The following is a 16,893-nucleotide window of genomic DNA, read 5'->3' as shown; positions in this document are numbered from 1 at the left end:
TGAACTGCTTGGAACGTGACCAATTTACCTTTTACCGCAGCTTCTGGGAGGCGTTAAAAGTGCTTCCGAAGAAGGACCAGCTTCCCTTTGTGACGGCGATTTGTACTTATGTGTTCGAGGGAGAAAGCAAGCCATTAACAGGACAGGCATCCGCTTCCTTTTTGCTTGTAAAACCGATACTTGACAAAGCAAGCAAAAAGGCAGCAAACGGGAAGCGAGGCGGAAGCAAACCGAAAGCAAACCGGAAGCAAACGGAAAGCAATATAGAGGGAGAGATAGAGGTAGAGGGTGAGGTAGAGAGAGAGGAAGAGAATGAGAACGATAGTTATACTCCCCCTACCCCCTCTTCCAGGGGGAAACGCTTTTCACCTCCGACAGTCGATGAAGTCAGGGCATATTGTCAGGAGCGGAACAACGGGGTAGACCCAGAGTCGTTTGTTGCTTTCTACGCCTCCAAGGGCTGGAAGATCGGTCAGTCTCCCATGAAGGACTGGAAACAGGCTGTAATCACCTGGGAAAAGCGCAGGAAGCAGGAAGGGAAGGAAAAACCTACTGCCCAAAGCATGAACGACGAGACGTGGAAGTACATCCGGGAAATGTATCACCACAAGGAGGAACCATGAACAGCAAACAAAAAGGCAAGCGCGGAGAGCTGGAATGGGCCAGCTATTGCCGTGGGCAGGGCTATGACTGCCGCCGCACGGCTCAGTATTGCGGGAACACCGGGGACGCCTCTGACGTTGTAGGGCTGCCCGGCATCCATCAGGAAGTCAAGCGTGTGGAGCGGCTGGATTTGGAGGCAGCCATGGCCCAGGCCAAGCACGATGCGCCTCCTTGGGAATATCCCATTGTAGCCCACCGGCGGAGCCGCTGCGAGTGGCTGGTGACGATGCGGGCGGAGGACTGGTTTTCCCTGTACCGGGAATGGGAGGCAAGTCATGACAACTAAGAAGCTGCAAACCATTCTGGAGATGGTGGACCGGGGATGCCTCCAGAAGGACATTGCCAAAGCGGTCAATGTGTCCGTTTCGACCGTCAGCATCTGGGCCCGGAAATATGGGCGTGTGCGGATACCGCGTCGCTACTGCCTGAAGATGTACACCATCTACGGCAAGGACGGGCAATACGCCTTTGAGGGCACCGCCCGAGAGTGTGCGGAATATCTGGGCATCCAATACCAGTCCTTCCGGCGGATGGCGTCCCAATACCAGCGTTACGGCAAGGGCCAGTACGCAGTCTATCCGTCGGAGGTGGAAGCATGAGAGCCGCCCGCTGGAAAGGAAGAGAGCATGACTGAGCATTTTGCATCATGGTCCGGCGGCGCAGACAGTACGGCAACAGCCCTGCTTGCTCTCGAGCACGGGGAGCCTTTGACAGCCTTGGTATACTGTGAGGTCATGTTTGATGCGCATACCAGCGGAGAGGTCCCGGAACATGCAGATTTTATCCACGGGATAGCAATCCCGTGGTTTGAGGAACATGGCGTGCGCGTGGAGGTTCTGCGATCTCAAAAGACGTTTATGGACGTGTTTTGGCACCAGATCAAAAAGGGGTTGCGGGCCGGAAAGTATCAAGGATTCCCGTCGCCGGGGTTTTGCAAGGTGCAAGATCGCTGTAAGACACCTCCGCTGGGCCGGTTTCGCCGGGCGCATAAAGGAGCAGTACAGTATATCGGATATGCAGCAGACGAGGACGAAAGACTGCTGCGCCTGGGCGGGCAGAAAATATCCCTGCTGCAGAAATACGGATACACCCAGAAGGATGCGCGCGAACTCTGCCGGAAATACGGGCTCCTCTCTCCAGCCTATGAGTTCTGTAAGCGTGGCGGGTGCTTCTTCTGCCCAAATACCAGTGACAATGAGTTCCGACATTTGCGGGCACACCATAGGGAGCTATGGGATAAGCTCTTAGAGCTCCAACACGTGGAAAACGTTGCTTTCCCTGGGCGGTTCCGGACAGATGACAACATCATTTACATGGGGTCCAGGTTTGACCTGGAAGAACGGCAGATCACATGGGAGGATTTAGGACTATGACGGATGAAAAGCGCGCCCTGCTGGGCGACAAAGAGGCGGCGAAGCTATGAGAGTGCTGGTGGCTTGTGAAGAGTCTCAGGAAGTGTGCAAAGCATTCAGGGCGCTGGGGCATGAAGCATACAGCTGCGACATTGAGCCGTGCAGCGGAGGCCATCCTGAGTGGCACATCCAATGTGACGCGTTGGAGATGCTGAAAATGCAGTGGGACATGATTCTGGCGTTTCCGCCTTGTACATATCTGTCGAACGCCGGAGCAAAACACCTGTTCAAGGGGGGCGTTCTCAATCAGGAGCGCTATCGGACAGGGCTTGAGGCAAAAGCATTTTTCTTGAGGTTTCTGAATGCCGACTGCCCGCACATCTGTGTGGAGAACCCAGTATCCAGCAAGATTTATGAAATGCCGCCGCACACCCAGGAGGTCCAGCCGTGGATGTTCGGACACCCGGTTCAGAAAAAGACCCGCCTGTGGTTGAAAGGACTTCCTCCTTTGGAGCCAACTAACATTGTTGACCCGAAATGCAGCTGTCACGAAGCTGGAACATGGTTCATGCGAGGTGGGAAAGACCGACAGAAGAATCGGGCCAAGACCTTTCCAGGCATAGCTCAGGCAATGGCAGAACAATGGGGAGGAATTTGTAATGGATGACGTCAAATTAGCCATGCTCGGAAATAAAGATGCTGCGAAGCGGCTGACGGATGCGGGGGTGCTGGTGCCATGTCCTATGTGCAGAGGACAGGCAAGGGTGCGGAACGAACGTTACTATCAGCCAAATGTCCGCAGAAATGTGATCTGCATGAAATGTTTTACGAACAGCGGATGGTATAAGACGGAACACGAAGCCCGCCTGGCCTGGAACACCCGCGCGCCGATTCTGAGCGCGGAGGAAATGGAGATGCTGGAGGGGATCAAGATGGAAGTGGAGATGGTGATGAAAAGGATGGAGGTCCTGAACGATGCGGATTGAGCGCAAGCGCTATGTGGTCATGCGGAAAAACAGAACAGAGGTCTGGTGCGGTCTAGCAAAGGCTTTTAGTTTTCGTCCCATATCCGAAATAAAAGACGTATCCGTCAAGACATATCGTTCTGAGGCGCAGGCTAGAAGCGGCTGTTCTTCGTGGGACAGAGACTTTGAAGTTGTTCCGGTAATCGAGATGATTGCGACTGAGGAGGCGCTGAAAGATGGAAGAGTTTGATTGCAAGAAGTGCCTGCACGAAAAGGTATGTGCGCTGTGGGCGAGCCGAGAATCGCAGAACGCAAGCTGTTTCTGTACGGATGGGTGTGATTACTTCACGCCCACCCTCACCCCGCCGAACGAGCCGCTGACGCTGGAGGAACTGCGGGAGATGGACGAGCCTGTGTGGGTTGCCTGCAAACCCATCGAGGGCGGGAACGGGTACTGGTGTCTGTGCCAGCATGGGCATATCATCACACCTGCAGGTAGCATTTACAATGTAAAGGAAATCCCGCATTGGGTGTTTTACCGCCGCCCGCCGGAGGGAGAGGATGAAACATGACAAACGCAGATAAAATCCGGGCCATGAGCGACGAGGAACTGGCGGACATTTTTCTCAGAGCCGACTTTTGTAAGTGTTGTGAGCATGAAAAAGGCGGAGTATGCAATTTCATCTGTGCTTATCCAAACATTCCGATTTATGAAGGGTGCAGGCAAGCTGCATTGAAGTGGATGAAGCAACCAGTGGAGGTGGACACCTGATGGACATTGAGAAGCTGATTGAGCAGCTAAACGGATATTTTGAAGGGAAGGACCTGAAAAGAGGCGTTGCACTTGATGGCGCCACCACCCTCTCCACGCTCCGGGCCGAAAACGAGCAGCTGCGGGCCGAGCTGGAACAGGTGAAGCGGTGTATTGAAATTGTAGAAAATCAGAGAGATCAGATGAAGCGGGAGAGGGATGCGGCAGTAGAGGACCTGCACAAACTTTGCCCCGCATGGAAGTGGGACGGCGAGGAGGGCTGACATGAAAAAGCGTAAATACTACCGAAAGTGCGGTATCTGTGGGGAACGGTATGAGCAGAGCGAGATGGTGAGAGATGAATGTTCTCCCACTGGCTGGATTTGCTTTGACTGTTGCATGGGCGTACACCCGGAGTATGAGGAGGACTGACATGAAGCGGCTGACATACTTTGACGGCGGGAAATGGCGGCTCAAAATTGGCAACACCGAATATAGCGGTAAAACCGTTTTCCTGACCCGCGAGGAGGCCGCACTACGGAGGGAGCAGGATGGTTGATTGGGCAGTCATTAGGAGACTTGGGCTTTCCTTCCCTGGATGGTTCATCAACGCCCAGGGGGAGTTTATCGCCCACCAAAAGGCAAATGTGTATTTCAATATCAGCACTTGCAAGAGCGAACTGGATGTAAAGTGCAAGGTGTTGGAGTGGTTTTCCCGCGCGGCTTGTAAGTCCACGCCGTTTCGCCGTGCAGTAGATAATACAGCCCTTCATATTTTCTTCCTGAATGGTATAAATCAATATCTTGACACTAGGTTCAGTGTGGAGGATATGCGAGAGATTTACACTTATCTCGGGAACGCTTGCGACCATCAAAAAACGATCCGATTTATAGAGAGCGGCTATGATATGACCGTATTGGAGGAGCAGGATGGAGAATAAAACTATACCGCCGATGTATCCCGCTGAATTTGTCGAACGGGAATTAGGGATTAGAACTGACTGCTATAACCACAGCTGCCCATTCAGGGTGAATGATACCAGCAACGCCAACCGCTGCGAGTGTACGGCCTGCCCGAATCGGTGTACGGGCGATTTTTCCATTGCGTGGAACCGGACGCTGACGGATGAAGAGCTGGAAATCATTAAACGGATTGCAGACGACCACGAACAGAGGTGGAGAGAATGAAGGAGTACATCGAGAGGGCGGAAGCACTCGACATCTGCCAGAAAGAATATGAAGATCGGCTTAGAATGGCAGACTATTGCGGCGATACCGTGGCTTGGAATATTGGCGGAGCAATCAAAGGCATCCCCGCCGCTGACGTTGCCCCGGTGCGACACGGGAGATGGAATCCAGAAATCCATCATACATATATTCCAGTTGAATATGACCAGAATGGGGATCCTATTCTCCATGAATACACATCATTTCGTTGTAGCTTATGCGGAAGAGAGGAGCTAAAAGAAGAACCATATTGTCATTGTGGTGCCCGCATGGGCAAGGAGGCCGACCATGAAGTTTCGGAGTAAGACGGGCGAAGTCGCACTTACCATTGAACAGGCATTAGCGCAGTTTTGCGATAGCAAAGAAGATTGCGACTATTGCGAGATTCGGGAACCCGTGCAGCAATACGCAGGGACAAAGAGGCCGTGTCATGAATACGTAAGAGCCAACCCTCACGAAGCCGCTCGCCTGATGGGCTATGAGGTGGTGGAAGATGGAAATGTACTTACAAAAAATGATAGCAAAGGTGAAAGTTTGGAGGCCAACATGGACAAACCGAGAATTTGCGAGGTGCTGGGGTTGAGGTAAACCAGAACTTCCAGTTTAATGACTTCCCATTTGATGAGCCGAAAAGTTATTTTGTCGGTACAGATGGAGAGATCAGAAATGCACATGGTGGAGAAGTGACCTCCGGAGAACTTTGTTACATTATCAATAACGCTGATTGCATCATCTGCAAGCCCCGCTTCACCGAGCAGGAGGTGGAGAGGGCGAAGGCAATCAAAGTTTTGCTCCCGGAGATCAATGCAATAAAATACGATGGTGCATGGACGCAGTGCCTGGAAATTGTAGACGGCACATATTTTCAGAGAGAAGTAATCACCAGACATCTGTTCCCGTCTGTTGAAAAGGGTCATGTATATACCCTTGACGAGATCATCGGAGGTGCTGGAAATGCCTGACTGGACCCGCATCTCCGCCCCCATCGAAGCGGAGCAGGACGGTGGTGGATTAAGAAGGAGGATATGGATGGTTCGTAGATACCATTTCCCTGGTGATATGTATTCTGATGCGCAATGGGAGTGGATATCGCTCAAACGCGCAGAGGGGTACTCCATGCGGCAGCTATCAACTTTCTTGGGGCTTAACACGGATGCGATTTTAACGGCGTTGCGGGTCCGAGGATTAGCACCGCAGGAAAGACCGACAGAGCCGCTTAACAGAGACGAGTTTAACGCATTGGCGGAGGTGGACGATGCCAGCTAAGCCGGTGGTATCTGTCAGCAATGATGGGACCGTTACTGAATACCCGTCTGAAAAAGCCGCCGCAGAGGCCCTTGGAGTTGCCAGGAGTCAAATATCCGTGGCCTGCAATACATCTTGGCGATGCGCCGGCATGAAGTGGTACAGGAAAGGAGAGATGCCCGGTGAATGAGTTCCCGGAACGGCTTAGGCGGTTAAGGGAAAGAAACAGGCTGAGCAGATACAAGCTTTCCGAGCTGTGCGGGATATCGTCTGACCAAATCAGAAGGTATGAACTTGGGAACAGAAAACCAGGGACGGACGCTCTGGAGGCAATAGCTGATTATTTTGAAGTGTCAACAGATTACTTACTTGGACGAACAGACTATCCATGCGTAGTTAAACCTTTATCGTCTCATAAGAAAATTTGAAAATTCCTCCTTTTTGAGGAATTGCCAGTTGAACTTATGCGACAATGGAGCATGAGGGAGTGACTTCCCCATGCTCCTTCTTTTTCCTCCCCTTTCGGGCTGTGACCAACCACGGCCCAAAGGACAACCCACTCCCCCGGCAGGGTATCTAGTGAGCAGATATTAAACGGAAAGGAGTACCTCTCTTGTACGTTTCCTGCCGGGGGACTCCCTTCAAATATGCCGCACGAGCGTATCAGCCCACGATCAGGGCCGGAGGGTCGCGCCCTCCATGCGGCGCCAAATAGGGCGTGCCTGTCTCGCTGAAAAGATGGGAGGGACGGGATCGGGGATGCAAACAAAGATAAAGCGTCATCGTATTGGAGAAGTGTCCAGCAAGTACGGATACAATCCGGGACAGTTTGACCAAGACCTGGAAGCCCGTAAAGCCCGCTCAGACGCGCTGTGGGCGGATTTTCTGGGATGGATGAAAGGACACGAGATAACCCTGACGAGGCCAGAGTGCTGTTCAGGAGGCTGTTTGAAGAGTATTTGAAGTAGGTGAGGTGATATGCCGAATGAACAGAACCTTATACCGATGGACCAGAGAAGCCAGAAGGAAGCCAGAGAGCTGGGCCGAGAAGGCGGTCGTGCATCCGGCGAAGCCCGCCGACGCAAGAAAAGCCTGAGAGAAGCGGCGGAATTATACCTGTCTCTGCCGGTTTCCGACAAAAGAGCATGGAACAAATTAGCCAAAGATGGCGTTGCCCCAGAGGATGTGGACAACCAAATGGCGATCATCGCCGGGCTGTCCATCAAGGCCGCTAAAGGAGACGCCAAGGCGGCAAAGGTGCTGTTTGACCTGCTGGGAGACCAAAGTAAAACGGAGGACGAGGTTAAGGTGGTAATCGATGTCTGAAATCAGATTGTCAACAGTCCTTGGCCCAGCGTTCCACTTGCTTGCTCGAGATGTGTTCCAACATGGCCACACTCATTATGATCTGTCTGGTGGGCGCGGCTCTCTGAAGTCATCTTGCGTTTCGCTCCTTGTTCCGTTGATTCTACTGACCAATAAAGGGACACATGCGCTGGTCCTGCGCAAGGTTGCAAACACCATTCGAGACAGCGTATATGCTCAATATCTGTGGGCCATTGGCGAACTTGGAATGGCGGACTATTGGGAAGCTAAGGTCCAGCCGATGGAACTGATTTATAAGCCGACAGGACAGAAGATTATGTTTCGTGGCGCTGATGACCCCATGAAGATCAAGTCTATCAAGGTGCCTTTCGGATATATCGCCGTCACCCACTTTGAGGAAAAGGATCAGTTTGCAGGGCGGGCGGAAATCCGAACCATTCTTCAATCCACAATGCGTGGCGGCTCTAAGTTCTGGAACTTCGAGAGCTACAACCCGCCGATCAGCCGGGACAACTGGGCAAACAAAGATAGCCTTGAAGAGAGAGCGGACAGGCTGTGTCATAAATCCACATACTTGGAAGCCCCGCCAGAGTGGTTGGGGGAACAGTTCCTGCGAGAAGCGGAATACCTCAAAGAAACGGACGAGCGGGCATATCAGCATGAATATCTCGGGATTCCGGTTGGTACGGGCGGGAATGTCTTTGAAAATATCGACGTTCGAGAGCTGACAGACGAAGAAGTTTCCGCATTTGACCGGATTTGCAACGGCGTGGACTGGGGATATTTCCCGGACCCGTGGGCATTCAATCGCTGCCATTATGACGCGGCACGGCGTGTGCTGTATATCTTCGATGAGCTGACTCGAAACAAGATGGGCAACCAAGAAACGGCAAATCTACTCCTTGAAAAGGGCTTGACCAGAGAGGACCGCATTGTTGCAGACAGCGCGGAGCCGAAAAGTGTAGCGGACTATAAGAAATTCGGCCTGCACTGCACGGGTGCTATTAAAGGGCCTGGAAGTGTGGAGTATTCCATGAAGTGGCTGCAATCCCTGAAATCTATTGTGATTGACCCAAAGCGCTGTCCGGATACCTGCGAGGAGTTTATGGAATACGAATACGAGCGGACGAAAGACGGCGACATTATCAGCGGATATCCTGATAGAGACAACCACCATATTGACGCCGTCCGCTATGCTACGGAGCCAATCTGGAGACGGCCTGGGCAACAGGCAAAAAATACTTACATACCTCTTTATGCACGGAGGTGAGATGTTGAGGACATATCAAGACCTGCTGGCGGTGGGTGAGAACGAAAAAGACCGCATGGAATTCGTGCGGGGAGCCGTTCAGGACCATACTTCCAGCGATGATTATAAGATTGCCGCTGCTGCGGAGGCGTACTATGCAAAGCACAACCTGACCATTGAGAAGTTCCAGAAATTCCTGTACAAAGCCAACGGGCAGGCTTATCCTGATCTGTTTTCTGCGAACTACAAGCTAAAAACCCTGTTTTTTCGGCGGTTTGTCATTCAGCAGGTGCAGTATGTGCTTTCTAATGGCGTTACCTTCGAGCAGGATGGCACGAAAGAGCGGCTTGGAGAGACATTTGATAGCAGACTGTCCCAAATGGCTAAGAAAGCCATGGTGGACAAGGTGGCGTTTGGCTTCTGGAACTATGACCATCTTGAAGTTTTTAGCTACGCTGATACTCCGAATGAGCCAGGATTTGTACCGCTGTACGACCAGGACGATGGTTTTCTAAAGGCCGGAATTCGCTATTGGAGCCTGGAAGAGACACAAACGAAACGTTATACCCTCTATGAGCTGGACGGATACACAGAGTACATCCAGCGTAAAGGCGAAGACATACAGGTAAGCCAAGACAAGCGCCCCTATCGGCAGACGATCCGCCGGTCAGAAGTGGACGGGGAAACTGTGGAGAGCGGCGACAATTACCCTGGATTTCCGATCATTCCCATGTATGCCAATGATCTTCGTCAAAGTGAGTTGGTTGGAATTCGGGAGTCCATTGACTGTTACGATTTCGTTAAGTCTGGGCTTGCCAACGAAATTGACGATTCCAGCGGCATTTACTGGGTTTTGAAAAACTCCGGCGGCATGGATGACGTAGACATCGCCCGGTTCCTCGATAGGATGCGGACATTGAGAGCCGCAACGGTGGACAGCGACGACGGAGGCGGGGCAGAGGCTCATACACTGGACGTTCCATACCAGGCGCGGGAGGCCATGCTTACAAGGCTGCGGAGTGACCTGTACGAGGATTTCCAGCTTGTGGACATGGATAAGATCATGAGCGGGAACCTGACCGCCACGGCCATCCGAATGGGATATCAAAGCCAAGACGATAAATGCGGAGATTTTGAGTATTACATCCGGGACTTTATCGGGAAGCTGCTGGCTTTGCTTGACATTGACGACACGCCGTCTTTCCAGTGGAACCGCATTGCAAACCAACTTGAAGAAACGCAGATGGTCATGACTGCGGCTACTTATTTGGACTCTGAAGCCATTCTCCGTCATTTGCCTTGGCTGACAAACGATGAGGTAGATGACATTTTGGAGCGGAAAGATGCCGAAGCAATGGACAGGCTGGGGGTGACGAATAATGCCAACAGACCTGGGGCACCAGTGGACGGATCAGGAACTGGAACGGCTGGAACGGAGAATAGCGAGGGTCTACTGGGAAGCCTGGGATGACCTTGAAAAAACAGTCATCGACTACTTTGAACGCTTCCAAGAACGGGACGAACAGATGAAAAAGCTGATCGGAACCGTTCAAAATGGTAAGGAATGGACAGAAGAAGATTATAAACAGTGGCGCTTAAACCAGATCGGACGTGGAGAACGGTTTGATGATCTAGCCACAAAGGTTGCGGAGCGGTACACAAAGGCAAACGAAACCGCAATAGCTTATGTCAATGATGATACGCCTGGGATCTACTCCTTGAACCGAAATTATGCCGCATACACGATTGAACAAGCGGCGGGTGATGTGGGGTTTACACTATGGGACGAACAGACCGTAAAGCGATTGATCATCGAAGAACCAGACTTGATGCCATACTATCCGCCGGAAAAGGCTGTCAAGCGTGGTATCGACTTGGCCTATGGGAAACAGCAGATCACCGCAAGCGTCACAAGCAGTATCTTACAGGGCAGCAGTATCAAGAAGATAGCTGATGACCTGCAAAACCGGATATCTGACATGAACCGGACAAGCGCCGTGAGAGCGGCTAGAACCGCCGTCACAGGCGCGGAAAACGCCGGGAGGATGGACAGCTATGTGGCGGCGGCTAAGATGGGGATCAAGGTTAGAAAACGGTGGATAGCGACTAAGGATAACAGGACCCGTCACAGTCACGCCATGCTGGACGGGAAAACCGTTGACTATGACAAGCCCTTTGTGTCTGACCTGGGGAGCGAAATGATGTTCCCGGGAGACCCGCAAGGCGCAAAGCCCGGTGATCTGTATAACTGCCGGTGCAGCATGAGAACCGTCGAAAAAGAGGGAATAGAGGCAGAACCTCGTCAAATGCGAGTAAAAGGGCCGGATGGGCGCTATGTGTTGGTGAACGAAATGACCTATTCCGAATGGGAAGAGTGGGTGAAAAGCCGTGGCGAATAACAGCGAAATGCGAATTGACGTTGTAAACAACTCCGCCCAGGTGGGAGAAGCGTTTCGCGCGGCTTGCCTGCGGGCCTTGGAGCGCTGCGGGATGGAGGCGGAAGGGTATGCAAAGGACCTTGCCCCGGTTGACACTGGGCGGCTTAGAAACGGCATTTCACACGCAGTTTCTGAAGATGAAATGGCCGCTTACGTCGGGACGAACGTCGAATACGGCGTTTACCAGGAATTAGGCACCGGCATTTATGCGGAGGGCGGAGGCGGACGGCCCACGCCGTGGGTGTACCAGGACGCACAGGGCAACTGGCATTGGACAAGGGGCAATCAAGCACACCCGTTTTTGAAACCGGCGGTGGCAGACCACCCGCAGACCTACCGGAATATCATAGAGGATGAACTGAAAAATGGATGAAAAAGCATGGGCCATTATCAAGGCCATCATTACCAAAGGAAACGACGCCGTAGTCCGAAAAAAAGGAGATGGGTACATCGTTCTGGAGGACAAGCGGGAAATCAAGTTCCAGGCAAAAGAAAACCGCCCCGGTTAGGGGCGGAAGAAAGGCATTAGTCAACTAATATTTCACGAAATCTTTCTTTGTCATAGTGCACAAGAACCGTGCTTCCACCAGAGCGCAGAGAAACTTCATACCCATATCTGGATGGGACGAGCGATAGCGAGAGAGATTCGTTGCAATCAGCGAACTTGACTTCCCCGGACTTGTGCAATAAATCCCACAACTTGTTAAATCTCGTGTTGTTCATCTTTTTCCCTTTCTGCCCTCGTGACCTCCGGGGCGGGTGGTGTGGTTCAGTATTTGTAATATACAGCGGGTTGCCCCTCGTCGTTTGTGAAATGATACCAACGGGTAACACCATCTTTACAAAAGCCCATGTTCTCAACATCAACCAATGTGCATATGCCGGCGGATTTGTCATGTGTCTCTATGTAGTATGTAGACTCGGCACGAATTTCATCAAGCGTCATGCGCACTCTTTTCATTTTCTTTCCCTCCCGGCCTGTGGCCTGTCGTGGTTTGTTCCTTGTGAGTATAATATAACATGGTTTAACCATATATTCAAGCGGCAAATTTCGCAAAGTTTAACCATATATATTGTGCGGATTGTACATTGTTAAACCATATAAAATCATGTAAAATGATTTTGGAGGTGGTACAATGGCACTCACAGAGGCACAGAAAAGAGCGAATAACAAATACATTGCTGAACACATGACTGTTTTAGGGTGTAAGGTCCGAAAGGAATATGCGGACAAGGTGAGAGAAAAAGCAAAGGAAGAAGGGACCAGCGTCAATTCAATATTGAAAAGGGTGCTTGATGAATTTTTAGAAAAGTAAACACTGAACCCTGCTCTAATTGGTGAGCGGGAAGGACCGTTGGGGTCAACTTGTAAGGGTTTCTTGCAGGTTGGCTCCTTTTTTATTTGGTAAAACCCGCAAAGTACAGCGGTTTTTATATCACAGTCGCCCCCGAAGTACTGGGGCCGAAGAAAAGGAGACTGATTATGGCACTGACCAGACGTGCCCTGAAAGCGATGGGCATCGACGAGGAAAAGATCGACGAGATCATTTCCATGCACAGCGAGACCGTGGACGGCCTGAAAGCGGACGTTGCGAAGTATAAGGCCGACGCAGAAGCCCTGCCCGAAGTACAGAAGCAGTTGGAAAAGGCGCAGGCGGATCTGGAAGCGGGAAAGAAAGACAGCTACAAGGTCAAGTATGAGGCCCTGAAAGAGGAATTCGAGGGCTACAAGACCGAGCAGACCAAAAAGGAGAGCCGCGCGGCCAAGGAAAAGGCATATCGGGCGCTCCTGCAAGAAGCCGGGGTAAGCGAGAAGCGCCTGGAATCCGTGTTGAAGGTCTCCGACGTGGACAGCGTGGAGCTGGACGACAAGGGGGCCATCAAGGGCGCTGACAAGCTCACAGAGAGCATCAAGAGCGAGTGGGCGGACTTTATTACTACCACGGAGACCAGGGGCGCGCAGACCTCCAATCCCCCGGCAAACAACAACAGCGGTGCAATGACAAAGGCCGACATCTACAAAAAGGATGACCATGGACGGTATGTTTTGTCCGCCGCAGAGCGTCAAAAGGCGCTCATGGAAAATCAAATTACTTGAAAGGACTGAATTGAATGGCAGCTACCAATGTTGAGAGCTTTACTACCCCTCGCGATTCGCTCCCCAATGTATATACCACCGTGACCGCCCGCGAGGTGGACTTTGTTACCCGGTTCAATGACAACTGGGAGGCCCTGCGGAACATCTTGGGCATTATGCGGCCTATCCGCAAGACGCCCGGCACTCAGCTGATCTCTTACACCGCAAGCGTGGATCTAGAGGATGGCGAAGTGGGCCCCGGCGAGGTAATCCCCTATTCCAAGACCACCATCGTACAGGCCAAGAAGGATGACATCACCATCCAGAAGTACGCCAAGGCTGTGCCCATTGAGGATGTGGACAAGTACGGCGCGGAGATCGCCGTGGAGAAGTCCGACGATGCGTTCCTGACTAAGCTCCAGAACGTGGTGCTGGGTGACTTCTACACCTTCCTGAACACCGGTTCTCTGGCCGGCACCGCTACCACCTGGCAGGCCGCTCTTGCCCAGGCTCAGGGCAAGGTGCTGGACAAGTTCGCTGGAATGGCAAAGGACGTGACTCAGGTCGTTGGCTTTGCCAATATTCTTGATGCTTACGACTACCTGGGCACTGCTGACATCACGGTGCAGACCCAGTTTGGAATCAACTACATCCAGAATTTCATGGGTTACTCCACGCTGTTCCTGCTGCCCGCCACGATCTCCGGCGGCTCTGGCATTGCCCGGAATACGGTTCTGGCGACTCCTGTGGAGAATATCGACCTGTACTACATCGATCCCGGCGACAGCGAGTTTGCCCGGCTGGGCCTGAACTACACCACTCAGGGTGAGACCAACCTGATCGGGTTCCACGCCCAGGGCAACTACTCCACCGCTGTGGGCGAGAGCTACGCCATTATGGGCATGAAGCTTTGGGCTGAATATCTGGATGGCATTGCCAAGATTACCGTATCGGCGGGGGGTTAATCGGGTCTGACACTTTAACGCTCTTCCCCAGCAGTCAGACCCTATTGGGGAAACAGGTATCTGAATTGGTCGGTGATGATCTGACAGTAAAAGCCGATGGTTCTGTAACTGGTACATTTCACTATGTGACTGGGTATTCCGAGTTCAGCAGTTTGCCAGGTGAAGATAGCGGCTATTACTTCCCCTTCCACCTGACCAAAACCGGGACCAATATGACCTTCAAGAAAAACGGAGAGACCACAAAGGACAAGATTGCCTTTGACCCGGACATTGTATTCCGGGTGACAAAGAATGACACCTTTGAGGTGCTTGTGGACGATGCCAGCGTTGTGACATTCAAATTCTCTGGGGTAACATTTGAACCGCAGGCAAAAGCAAAAACCAGATCGAGAAAGTGATAGGAGGGCGGCGTGATGCTTGAAACCGTTTTGATGTATCTGAACAACTGGTTCGCCGTGGGCCGGTATGACGATACATACATCATCGAGGACGGCGGCATTACGCTGCCTTTCCTCGCAAATGGGCAGTATTTTCGAATTGTGGGGAGCCTGTTCAACGATGGGGTTTATCAGTATCCGGCGGAGCTGACCGATGAGACGTTTACCGGCTCTGTGTGGGCGCTGGCCATTCCAAAAGCATTGTTATCCACGGTAGAGGAAATTACCGCCTGGACGGCCAAAAACGGGGATGGCGGGGCGTACACGTCGGAGAGTTTCGGCGGGTACAGCTATTCCAAGGCCACAAACTCAAAGGGCGTTGCCGTGGGCTGGAGGGACGTGTTTGCCGCCCAGCTTGCCCCCTGGAAGAAACCGGCGGGAAGCTGGCAGTATGCAAACCCGAACCCGCATATGACTCCGCCGGAGCCGCACAAAGACAACCCGTGGAGGTGAGAACGTGTCTTTGCTTGATGATTTTGCACGCACCTGCGTGCTGATGGAAAAAAAGCGTGTGCCAGATGGAGCAGGCGGCTACATGGTGCAATGGGAAGAAGGGGCGGAGTTCACTAACTATCAGGCGCTGGACACCTCCATGGAGGCCAGAATCGCGGAAAAGCAGGGTGTCACAAGCCTATATTCCGCGCTGGTGGACAAGGATTTCCCCATCGAGTACAACGATGTGTTCAAAGACACGGAGACCGGCCAGACCTACCGTGTGACCTCCAACCCGGAGGAAAAGCCTGCTCCTAAATCGTCCACGCTGCCTCTGAAATACTTCACGGCGGAGAAATGGGGCCTGACCACATGACCAAGAACAAAGCCCTTTATGCCTGGTTCAACGAGGGGGAAATCCCGTTTTACCGTGCGTCCTCTGTTCCGGACGATGTGATCATGCCCTATGGCACATACGAGTATATCGAGTCCGCATTTGACGCCGGAGAAGTTGGCCTGACTGCCAATCTGTTCTTTCGGACGGAGAGTGAGGCGATACCGGACGAGGCAGCACAAGAGCTGTCCAAGCGCATCGGATACGGCGGCGTGACAATCCCTTGCGATGAAGGTTATATCTGGCTGAAACGCGGTTCTCCGTTTGCACAAAGCGTTGTTTACGAAGAAGATCCGGCCATTAAGCGCCGGTACATCAACATTACCGCTGAATATCTGACATTCAGCTGAAAGGAGGCCCAAAATGGGCAAATTTACTGTCATCCCGCAGAGCACATTTGAGGAACTGCAGATGGACGCCGGTGTAATTCTAACAAGTTTTGATCCGTCCACACCGGACGCACCGTCTGATGAAGACATTGTGTGCGCTACTACCGGCGGTATCAATATTTCGTGTGTTCCCACTTACTCCGATATGGGCGAGGATGTGGACAACTGCCCCGTGAACATGATGGAACTGAAGCACCTGGACTCTTGGGAATGCACTATGAGTTTTACGGCGCTTGGCACGTCCCCGGAAGCAATCAAACTGGCCCTCGGAGCGGCGGACATCGGCTCTCCCGATACCACAAAAGTTACTCCACGCCGGGATCTGCTGCAGACCGATTTCAAGGATATCTGGTGGGTTGGTGACCGGGCAGACGGCGGCATGGTTGCTGTTTGCCTGAAAAACGCTCTTTCCACCGGCGGATTTTCGCTCCAGACCACCAAAAATGGCAAGGGCCAGGTCTCTGTGGAGCTGACCGGCCATGTGTCCATGGACGCACAGGACACCATGCCTATGGAATTTTACTCTGCAGCACCGGAGGAAAGCACCTGATGAGACTGTCTGATATCAAGGGCGAGCGGACATTGGACGTGATCGCCGACATTATCGATCCGATAGCCAACATTGCAGAAGACGAAGTGGCATCGGAGCTGTTCAAACGGGAGAAGCTCCCAGAGGGCATGACGGCCAATAAATTCCTGTTGCAGAGGGCAAGAAAGGCCGCTCCTGCCCTCCTGAAGGGCCACAAGGGCGACATTATCTCCATCTTGTCCACCATCGAAGGGACCACTCCAGAGGCATACACAGGCACGCTAAACCTCGTCAAGCTCATCAAGGACACGATTGATCTGCTGACCGACGAAGCATTTACGACGCTTTTTATCTCGGCGCAGAGCGGGGATTTCTCTGGCTCTGCGCGGGAGAGTACCGAGGCCGGAGTGTAAAAGCATTTTCCAGGTATGTCTTTGCACGGTTTGAACAAGAC

The 16,893-nt window shown here is 52.3% G+C and carries 35 protein-coding genes; 34 read left to right on the top strand and 1 reads right to left on the bottom strand.

The window, feature by feature from the left end; genetic code table 11:
• The first annotated feature begins 8 nt into the window (after positions 1–8).
• The 25 genes from EIO64_RS07880 to EIO64_RS07765 all read left to right on the top strand — a co-directional run bounded on the left by EIO64_RS07880 (position 9) and on the right by EIO64_RS07765 (position 11,725).
• Positions 9–623, top strand: coding sequence for a DUF6291 domain-containing protein (locus EIO64_RS07880; RefSeq protein ID WP_136891134.1), 615 nt, complete (start codon positions 9–11; stop codon positions 621–623).
• Complete coding sequence (locus tag EIO64_RS07875; RefSeq protein WP_136891133.1) at positions 620–949, top strand: hypothetical protein; 330 nt, start codon at positions 620–622, stop codon at positions 947–949. The genes EIO64_RS07880 and EIO64_RS07875 overlap by 4 nt, the downstream gene beginning before the upstream one ends.
• Positions 939–1,262, top strand: coding sequence for a helix-turn-helix domain-containing protein (locus EIO64_RS07870; protein WP_136891132.1), 324 nt, complete (start codon positions 939–941; stop codon positions 1,260–1,262). The genes EIO64_RS07875 and EIO64_RS07870 overlap by 11 nt, the downstream gene beginning before the upstream one ends.
• A gap of 27 nt (positions 1,263–1,289) precedes the next feature.
• Positions 1,290–2,036: a phosphoadenosine phosphosulfate reductase gene (locus EIO64_RS07865; RefSeq protein WP_136891131.1), complete on the top strand. Its 747-nt coding sequence runs from the start codon at positions 1,290–1,292 to the stop codon at positions 2,034–2,036.
• 46 nt (positions 2,037–2,082) lie between these two features.
• Positions 2,083–2,682: a DNA cytosine methyltransferase gene (locus EIO64_RS07860; RefSeq protein ID WP_136891130.1), complete on the top strand. Its 600-nt coding sequence runs from the start codon at positions 2,083–2,085 to the stop codon at positions 2,680–2,682.
• On the top strand, positions 2,675–3,001 hold the full coding sequence (locus tag EIO64_RS07855; RefSeq protein WP_136891129.1) for a Lar family restriction alleviation protein: 327 nt from the start codon (positions 2,675–2,677) through the stop codon (positions 2,999–3,001). The genes EIO64_RS07860 and EIO64_RS07855 overlap by 8 nt, the downstream gene beginning before the upstream one ends.
• Positions 2,991–3,230: a hypothetical protein gene (locus tag EIO64_RS07850; protein WP_136891128.1), complete on the top strand. Its 240-nt coding sequence runs from the start codon at positions 2,991–2,993 to the stop codon at positions 3,228–3,230. Before EIO64_RS07855 ends, EIO64_RS07850 begins: the two co-directional genes overlap by 11 nt.
• On the top strand, positions 3,217–3,552 hold the full coding sequence (locus EIO64_RS07845; RefSeq protein WP_136891127.1) for a hypothetical protein: 336 nt from the start codon (positions 3,217–3,219) through the stop codon (positions 3,550–3,552). Before EIO64_RS07850 ends, EIO64_RS07845 begins: the two co-directional genes overlap by 14 nt.
• A complete protein-coding gene (locus EIO64_RS07840; protein WP_136891126.1) occupies positions 3,549–3,752 on the top strand; it encodes a hypothetical protein in 204 nt (67 codons plus the stop codon). Before EIO64_RS07845 ends, EIO64_RS07840 begins: the two co-directional genes overlap by 4 nt.
• Entirely contained in the window at positions 3,752–4,015 is a 264-nt protein-coding gene (locus EIO64_RS07835) for a hypothetical protein (RefSeq protein ID WP_136891125.1), read from the top strand. Before EIO64_RS07840 ends, EIO64_RS07835 begins: the two co-directional genes overlap by 1 nt.
• A gap of 1 nt (position 4,016) precedes the next feature.
• The gene (locus EIO64_RS07830; RefSeq protein ID WP_158629731.1) at positions 4,017–4,163 is read left to right on the top strand and encodes a YlxR family protein; all 147 of its coding nucleotides are present in this window, start codon (positions 4,017–4,019) and stop codon (positions 4,161–4,163) included.
• A 1-nt stretch (position 4,164) separates the two neighbouring features.
• Entirely contained in the window at positions 4,165–4,290 is a 126-nt protein-coding gene (locus EIO64_RS18760; RefSeq protein WP_283251950.1) for a hypothetical protein, read from the top strand.
• The gene (locus tag EIO64_RS07825) at positions 4,283–4,672 is read left to right on the top strand and encodes a hypothetical protein (RefSeq protein WP_136891124.1); all 390 of its coding nucleotides are present in this window, start codon (positions 4,283–4,285) and stop codon (positions 4,670–4,672) included. Before EIO64_RS18760 ends, EIO64_RS07825 begins: the two co-directional genes overlap by 8 nt.
• Positions 4,673–4,760: 88 nt before the next feature.
• Positions 4,761–4,919, top strand: coding sequence for a hypothetical protein (locus EIO64_RS07820; RefSeq protein ID WP_207754059.1), 159 nt, complete (start codon positions 4,761–4,763; stop codon positions 4,917–4,919).
• Entirely contained in the window at positions 4,916–5,263 is a 348-nt protein-coding gene (locus tag EIO64_RS07815; protein ID WP_136891122.1) for a hypothetical protein, read from the top strand. Before EIO64_RS07820 ends, EIO64_RS07815 begins: the two co-directional genes overlap by 4 nt.
• Complete coding sequence (locus EIO64_RS07810; RefSeq protein WP_136891121.1) at positions 5,247–5,546, top strand: hypothetical protein; 300 nt, start codon at positions 5,247–5,249, stop codon at positions 5,544–5,546. The genes EIO64_RS07815 and EIO64_RS07810 overlap by 17 nt, the downstream gene beginning before the upstream one ends.
• Positions 5,522–5,920, top strand: coding sequence for a hypothetical protein (locus EIO64_RS07805; RefSeq protein ID WP_136891120.1), 399 nt, complete (start codon positions 5,522–5,524; stop codon positions 5,918–5,920). Before EIO64_RS07810 ends, EIO64_RS07805 begins: the two co-directional genes overlap by 25 nt.
• Positions 5,913–6,224, top strand: a complete 312-nt coding sequence (locus EIO64_RS07800) for a hypothetical protein (RefSeq protein ID WP_136891119.1) — start codon at positions 5,913–5,915, stop codon at positions 6,222–6,224. Before EIO64_RS07805 ends, EIO64_RS07800 begins: the two co-directional genes overlap by 8 nt.
• Before the next feature lie 161 nt (positions 6,225–6,385).
• Positions 6,386–6,631 (top strand): helix-turn-helix domain-containing protein, encoded by a 246-nt coding sequence (locus EIO64_RS07795; RefSeq protein WP_136891118.1) that lies wholly within the window; start codon positions 6,386–6,388, stop codon positions 6,629–6,631.
• Between the two features lie 550 nt (positions 6,632–7,181).
• Positions 7,182–7,529, top strand: coding sequence for a hypothetical protein (locus EIO64_RS07790; RefSeq protein ID WP_136891117.1), 348 nt, complete (start codon positions 7,182–7,184; stop codon positions 7,527–7,529).
• On the top strand, positions 7,522–8,799 hold the full coding sequence (locus tag EIO64_RS07785; RefSeq protein ID WP_136891116.1) for a PBSX family phage terminase large subunit: 1,278 nt from the start codon (positions 7,522–7,524) through the stop codon (positions 8,797–8,799). Before EIO64_RS07790 ends, EIO64_RS07785 begins: the two co-directional genes overlap by 8 nt.
• Position 8,800: 1 nt before the next feature.
• Entirely contained in the window at positions 8,801–10,249 is a 1,449-nt protein-coding gene (locus tag EIO64_RS07780; RefSeq protein WP_158629730.1) for a phage portal protein, read from the top strand.
• On the top strand, positions 10,158–11,177 hold the full coding sequence (locus EIO64_RS07775) for a phage head morphogenesis protein (RefSeq protein WP_136891114.1): 1,020 nt from the start codon (positions 10,158–10,160) through the stop codon (positions 11,175–11,177). The genes EIO64_RS07780 and EIO64_RS07775 overlap by 92 nt, the downstream gene beginning before the upstream one ends.
• 7 nt (positions 11,178–11,184) lie before the next feature.
• Positions 11,185–11,589 (top strand): HK97 gp10 family phage protein, encoded by a 405-nt coding sequence (locus EIO64_RS07770; protein WP_136891113.1) that lies wholly within the window; start codon positions 11,185–11,187, stop codon positions 11,587–11,589.
• Positions 11,582–11,725, top strand: coding sequence for a hypothetical protein (locus EIO64_RS07765; RefSeq protein ID WP_158629729.1), 144 nt, complete (start codon positions 11,582–11,584; stop codon positions 11,723–11,725). Before EIO64_RS07770 ends, EIO64_RS07765 begins: the two co-directional genes overlap by 8 nt.
• Positions 11,726–11,985: 260 nt before the next feature.
• Here EIO64_RS07765 and EIO64_RS07760 read toward each other — a convergent pair whose 3' ends face one another.
• Positions 11,986–12,177 carry a hypothetical protein gene (locus tag EIO64_RS07760; RefSeq protein ID WP_136891112.1) on the bottom strand — a complete coding sequence of 64 codons (192 nt, stop codon included), beginning with the start codon at positions 12,175–12,177 and terminating at the stop codon, positions 11,986–11,988.
• Between the two features lie 175 nt (positions 12,178–12,352).
• On the opposite strand from EIO64_RS07760, the gene EIO64_RS07755 reads away from it, so the two are divergent.
• From EIO64_RS07755 to EIO64_RS07715, 9 genes are all read left to right on the top strand, one after another.
• Positions 12,353–12,532 (top strand): hypothetical protein, encoded by a 180-nt coding sequence (locus EIO64_RS07755; RefSeq protein WP_136891111.1) that lies wholly within the window; start codon positions 12,353–12,355, stop codon positions 12,530–12,532.
• Between the two features lie 167 nt (positions 12,533–12,699).
• Positions 12,700–13,314 carry a phage scaffolding protein gene (locus tag EIO64_RS07750; RefSeq protein WP_136891110.1) on the top strand — a complete coding sequence of 205 codons (615 nt, stop codon included), beginning with the start codon at positions 12,700–12,702 and terminating at the stop codon, positions 13,312–13,314.
• A gap of 14 nt (positions 13,315–13,328) precedes the next feature.
• Entirely contained in the window at positions 13,329–14,258 is a 930-nt protein-coding gene (locus tag EIO64_RS07745) for a hypothetical protein (protein ID WP_249390847.1), read from the top strand.
• A 44-nt stretch (positions 14,259–14,302) separates the two neighbouring features.
• Entirely contained in the window at positions 14,303–14,656 is a 354-nt protein-coding gene (locus EIO64_RS07740) for a hypothetical protein (RefSeq protein WP_249390846.1), read from the top strand.
• Between the two features lie 15 nt (positions 14,657–14,671).
• On the top strand, positions 14,672–15,148 hold the full coding sequence (locus EIO64_RS07735) for a hypothetical protein (RefSeq protein WP_136891108.1): 477 nt from the start codon (positions 14,672–14,674) through the stop codon (positions 15,146–15,148).
• Positions 15,149–15,152: 4 nt separating this feature from the next.
• Positions 15,153–15,503 (top strand): hypothetical protein, encoded by a 351-nt coding sequence (locus tag EIO64_RS07730; RefSeq protein ID WP_136891107.1) that lies wholly within the window; start codon positions 15,153–15,155, stop codon positions 15,501–15,503.
• Positions 15,500–15,871 (top strand): hypothetical protein, encoded by a 372-nt coding sequence (locus tag EIO64_RS07725; protein WP_136891106.1) that lies wholly within the window; start codon positions 15,500–15,502, stop codon positions 15,869–15,871. Before EIO64_RS07730 ends, EIO64_RS07725 begins: the two co-directional genes overlap by 4 nt.
• A gap of 13 nt (positions 15,872–15,884) precedes the next feature.
• Positions 15,885–16,460: a hypothetical protein gene (locus tag EIO64_RS07720; protein ID WP_136891105.1), complete on the top strand. Its 576-nt coding sequence runs from the start codon at positions 15,885–15,887 to the stop codon at positions 16,458–16,460.
• Entirely contained in the window at positions 16,460–16,852 is a 393-nt protein-coding gene (locus EIO64_RS07715) for a hypothetical protein (RefSeq protein ID WP_136891104.1), read from the top strand. Before EIO64_RS07720 ends, EIO64_RS07715 begins: the two co-directional genes overlap by 1 nt.
• Positions 16,853–16,893: the final 41 nt, after the last annotated feature.

This window comes from Dysosmobacter welbionis, from assembly GCF_005121165.3.
In the GTDB taxonomy this organism is placed as follows: Bacteria; Bacillota; Clostridia; order Oscillospirales; family Oscillospiraceae; genus Oscillibacter; species Oscillibacter welbionis.
The sequence above is the reverse complement of the archived record's forward strand: the minus strand, read 5'-3'. Positions and strand labels throughout refer to the sequence as shown.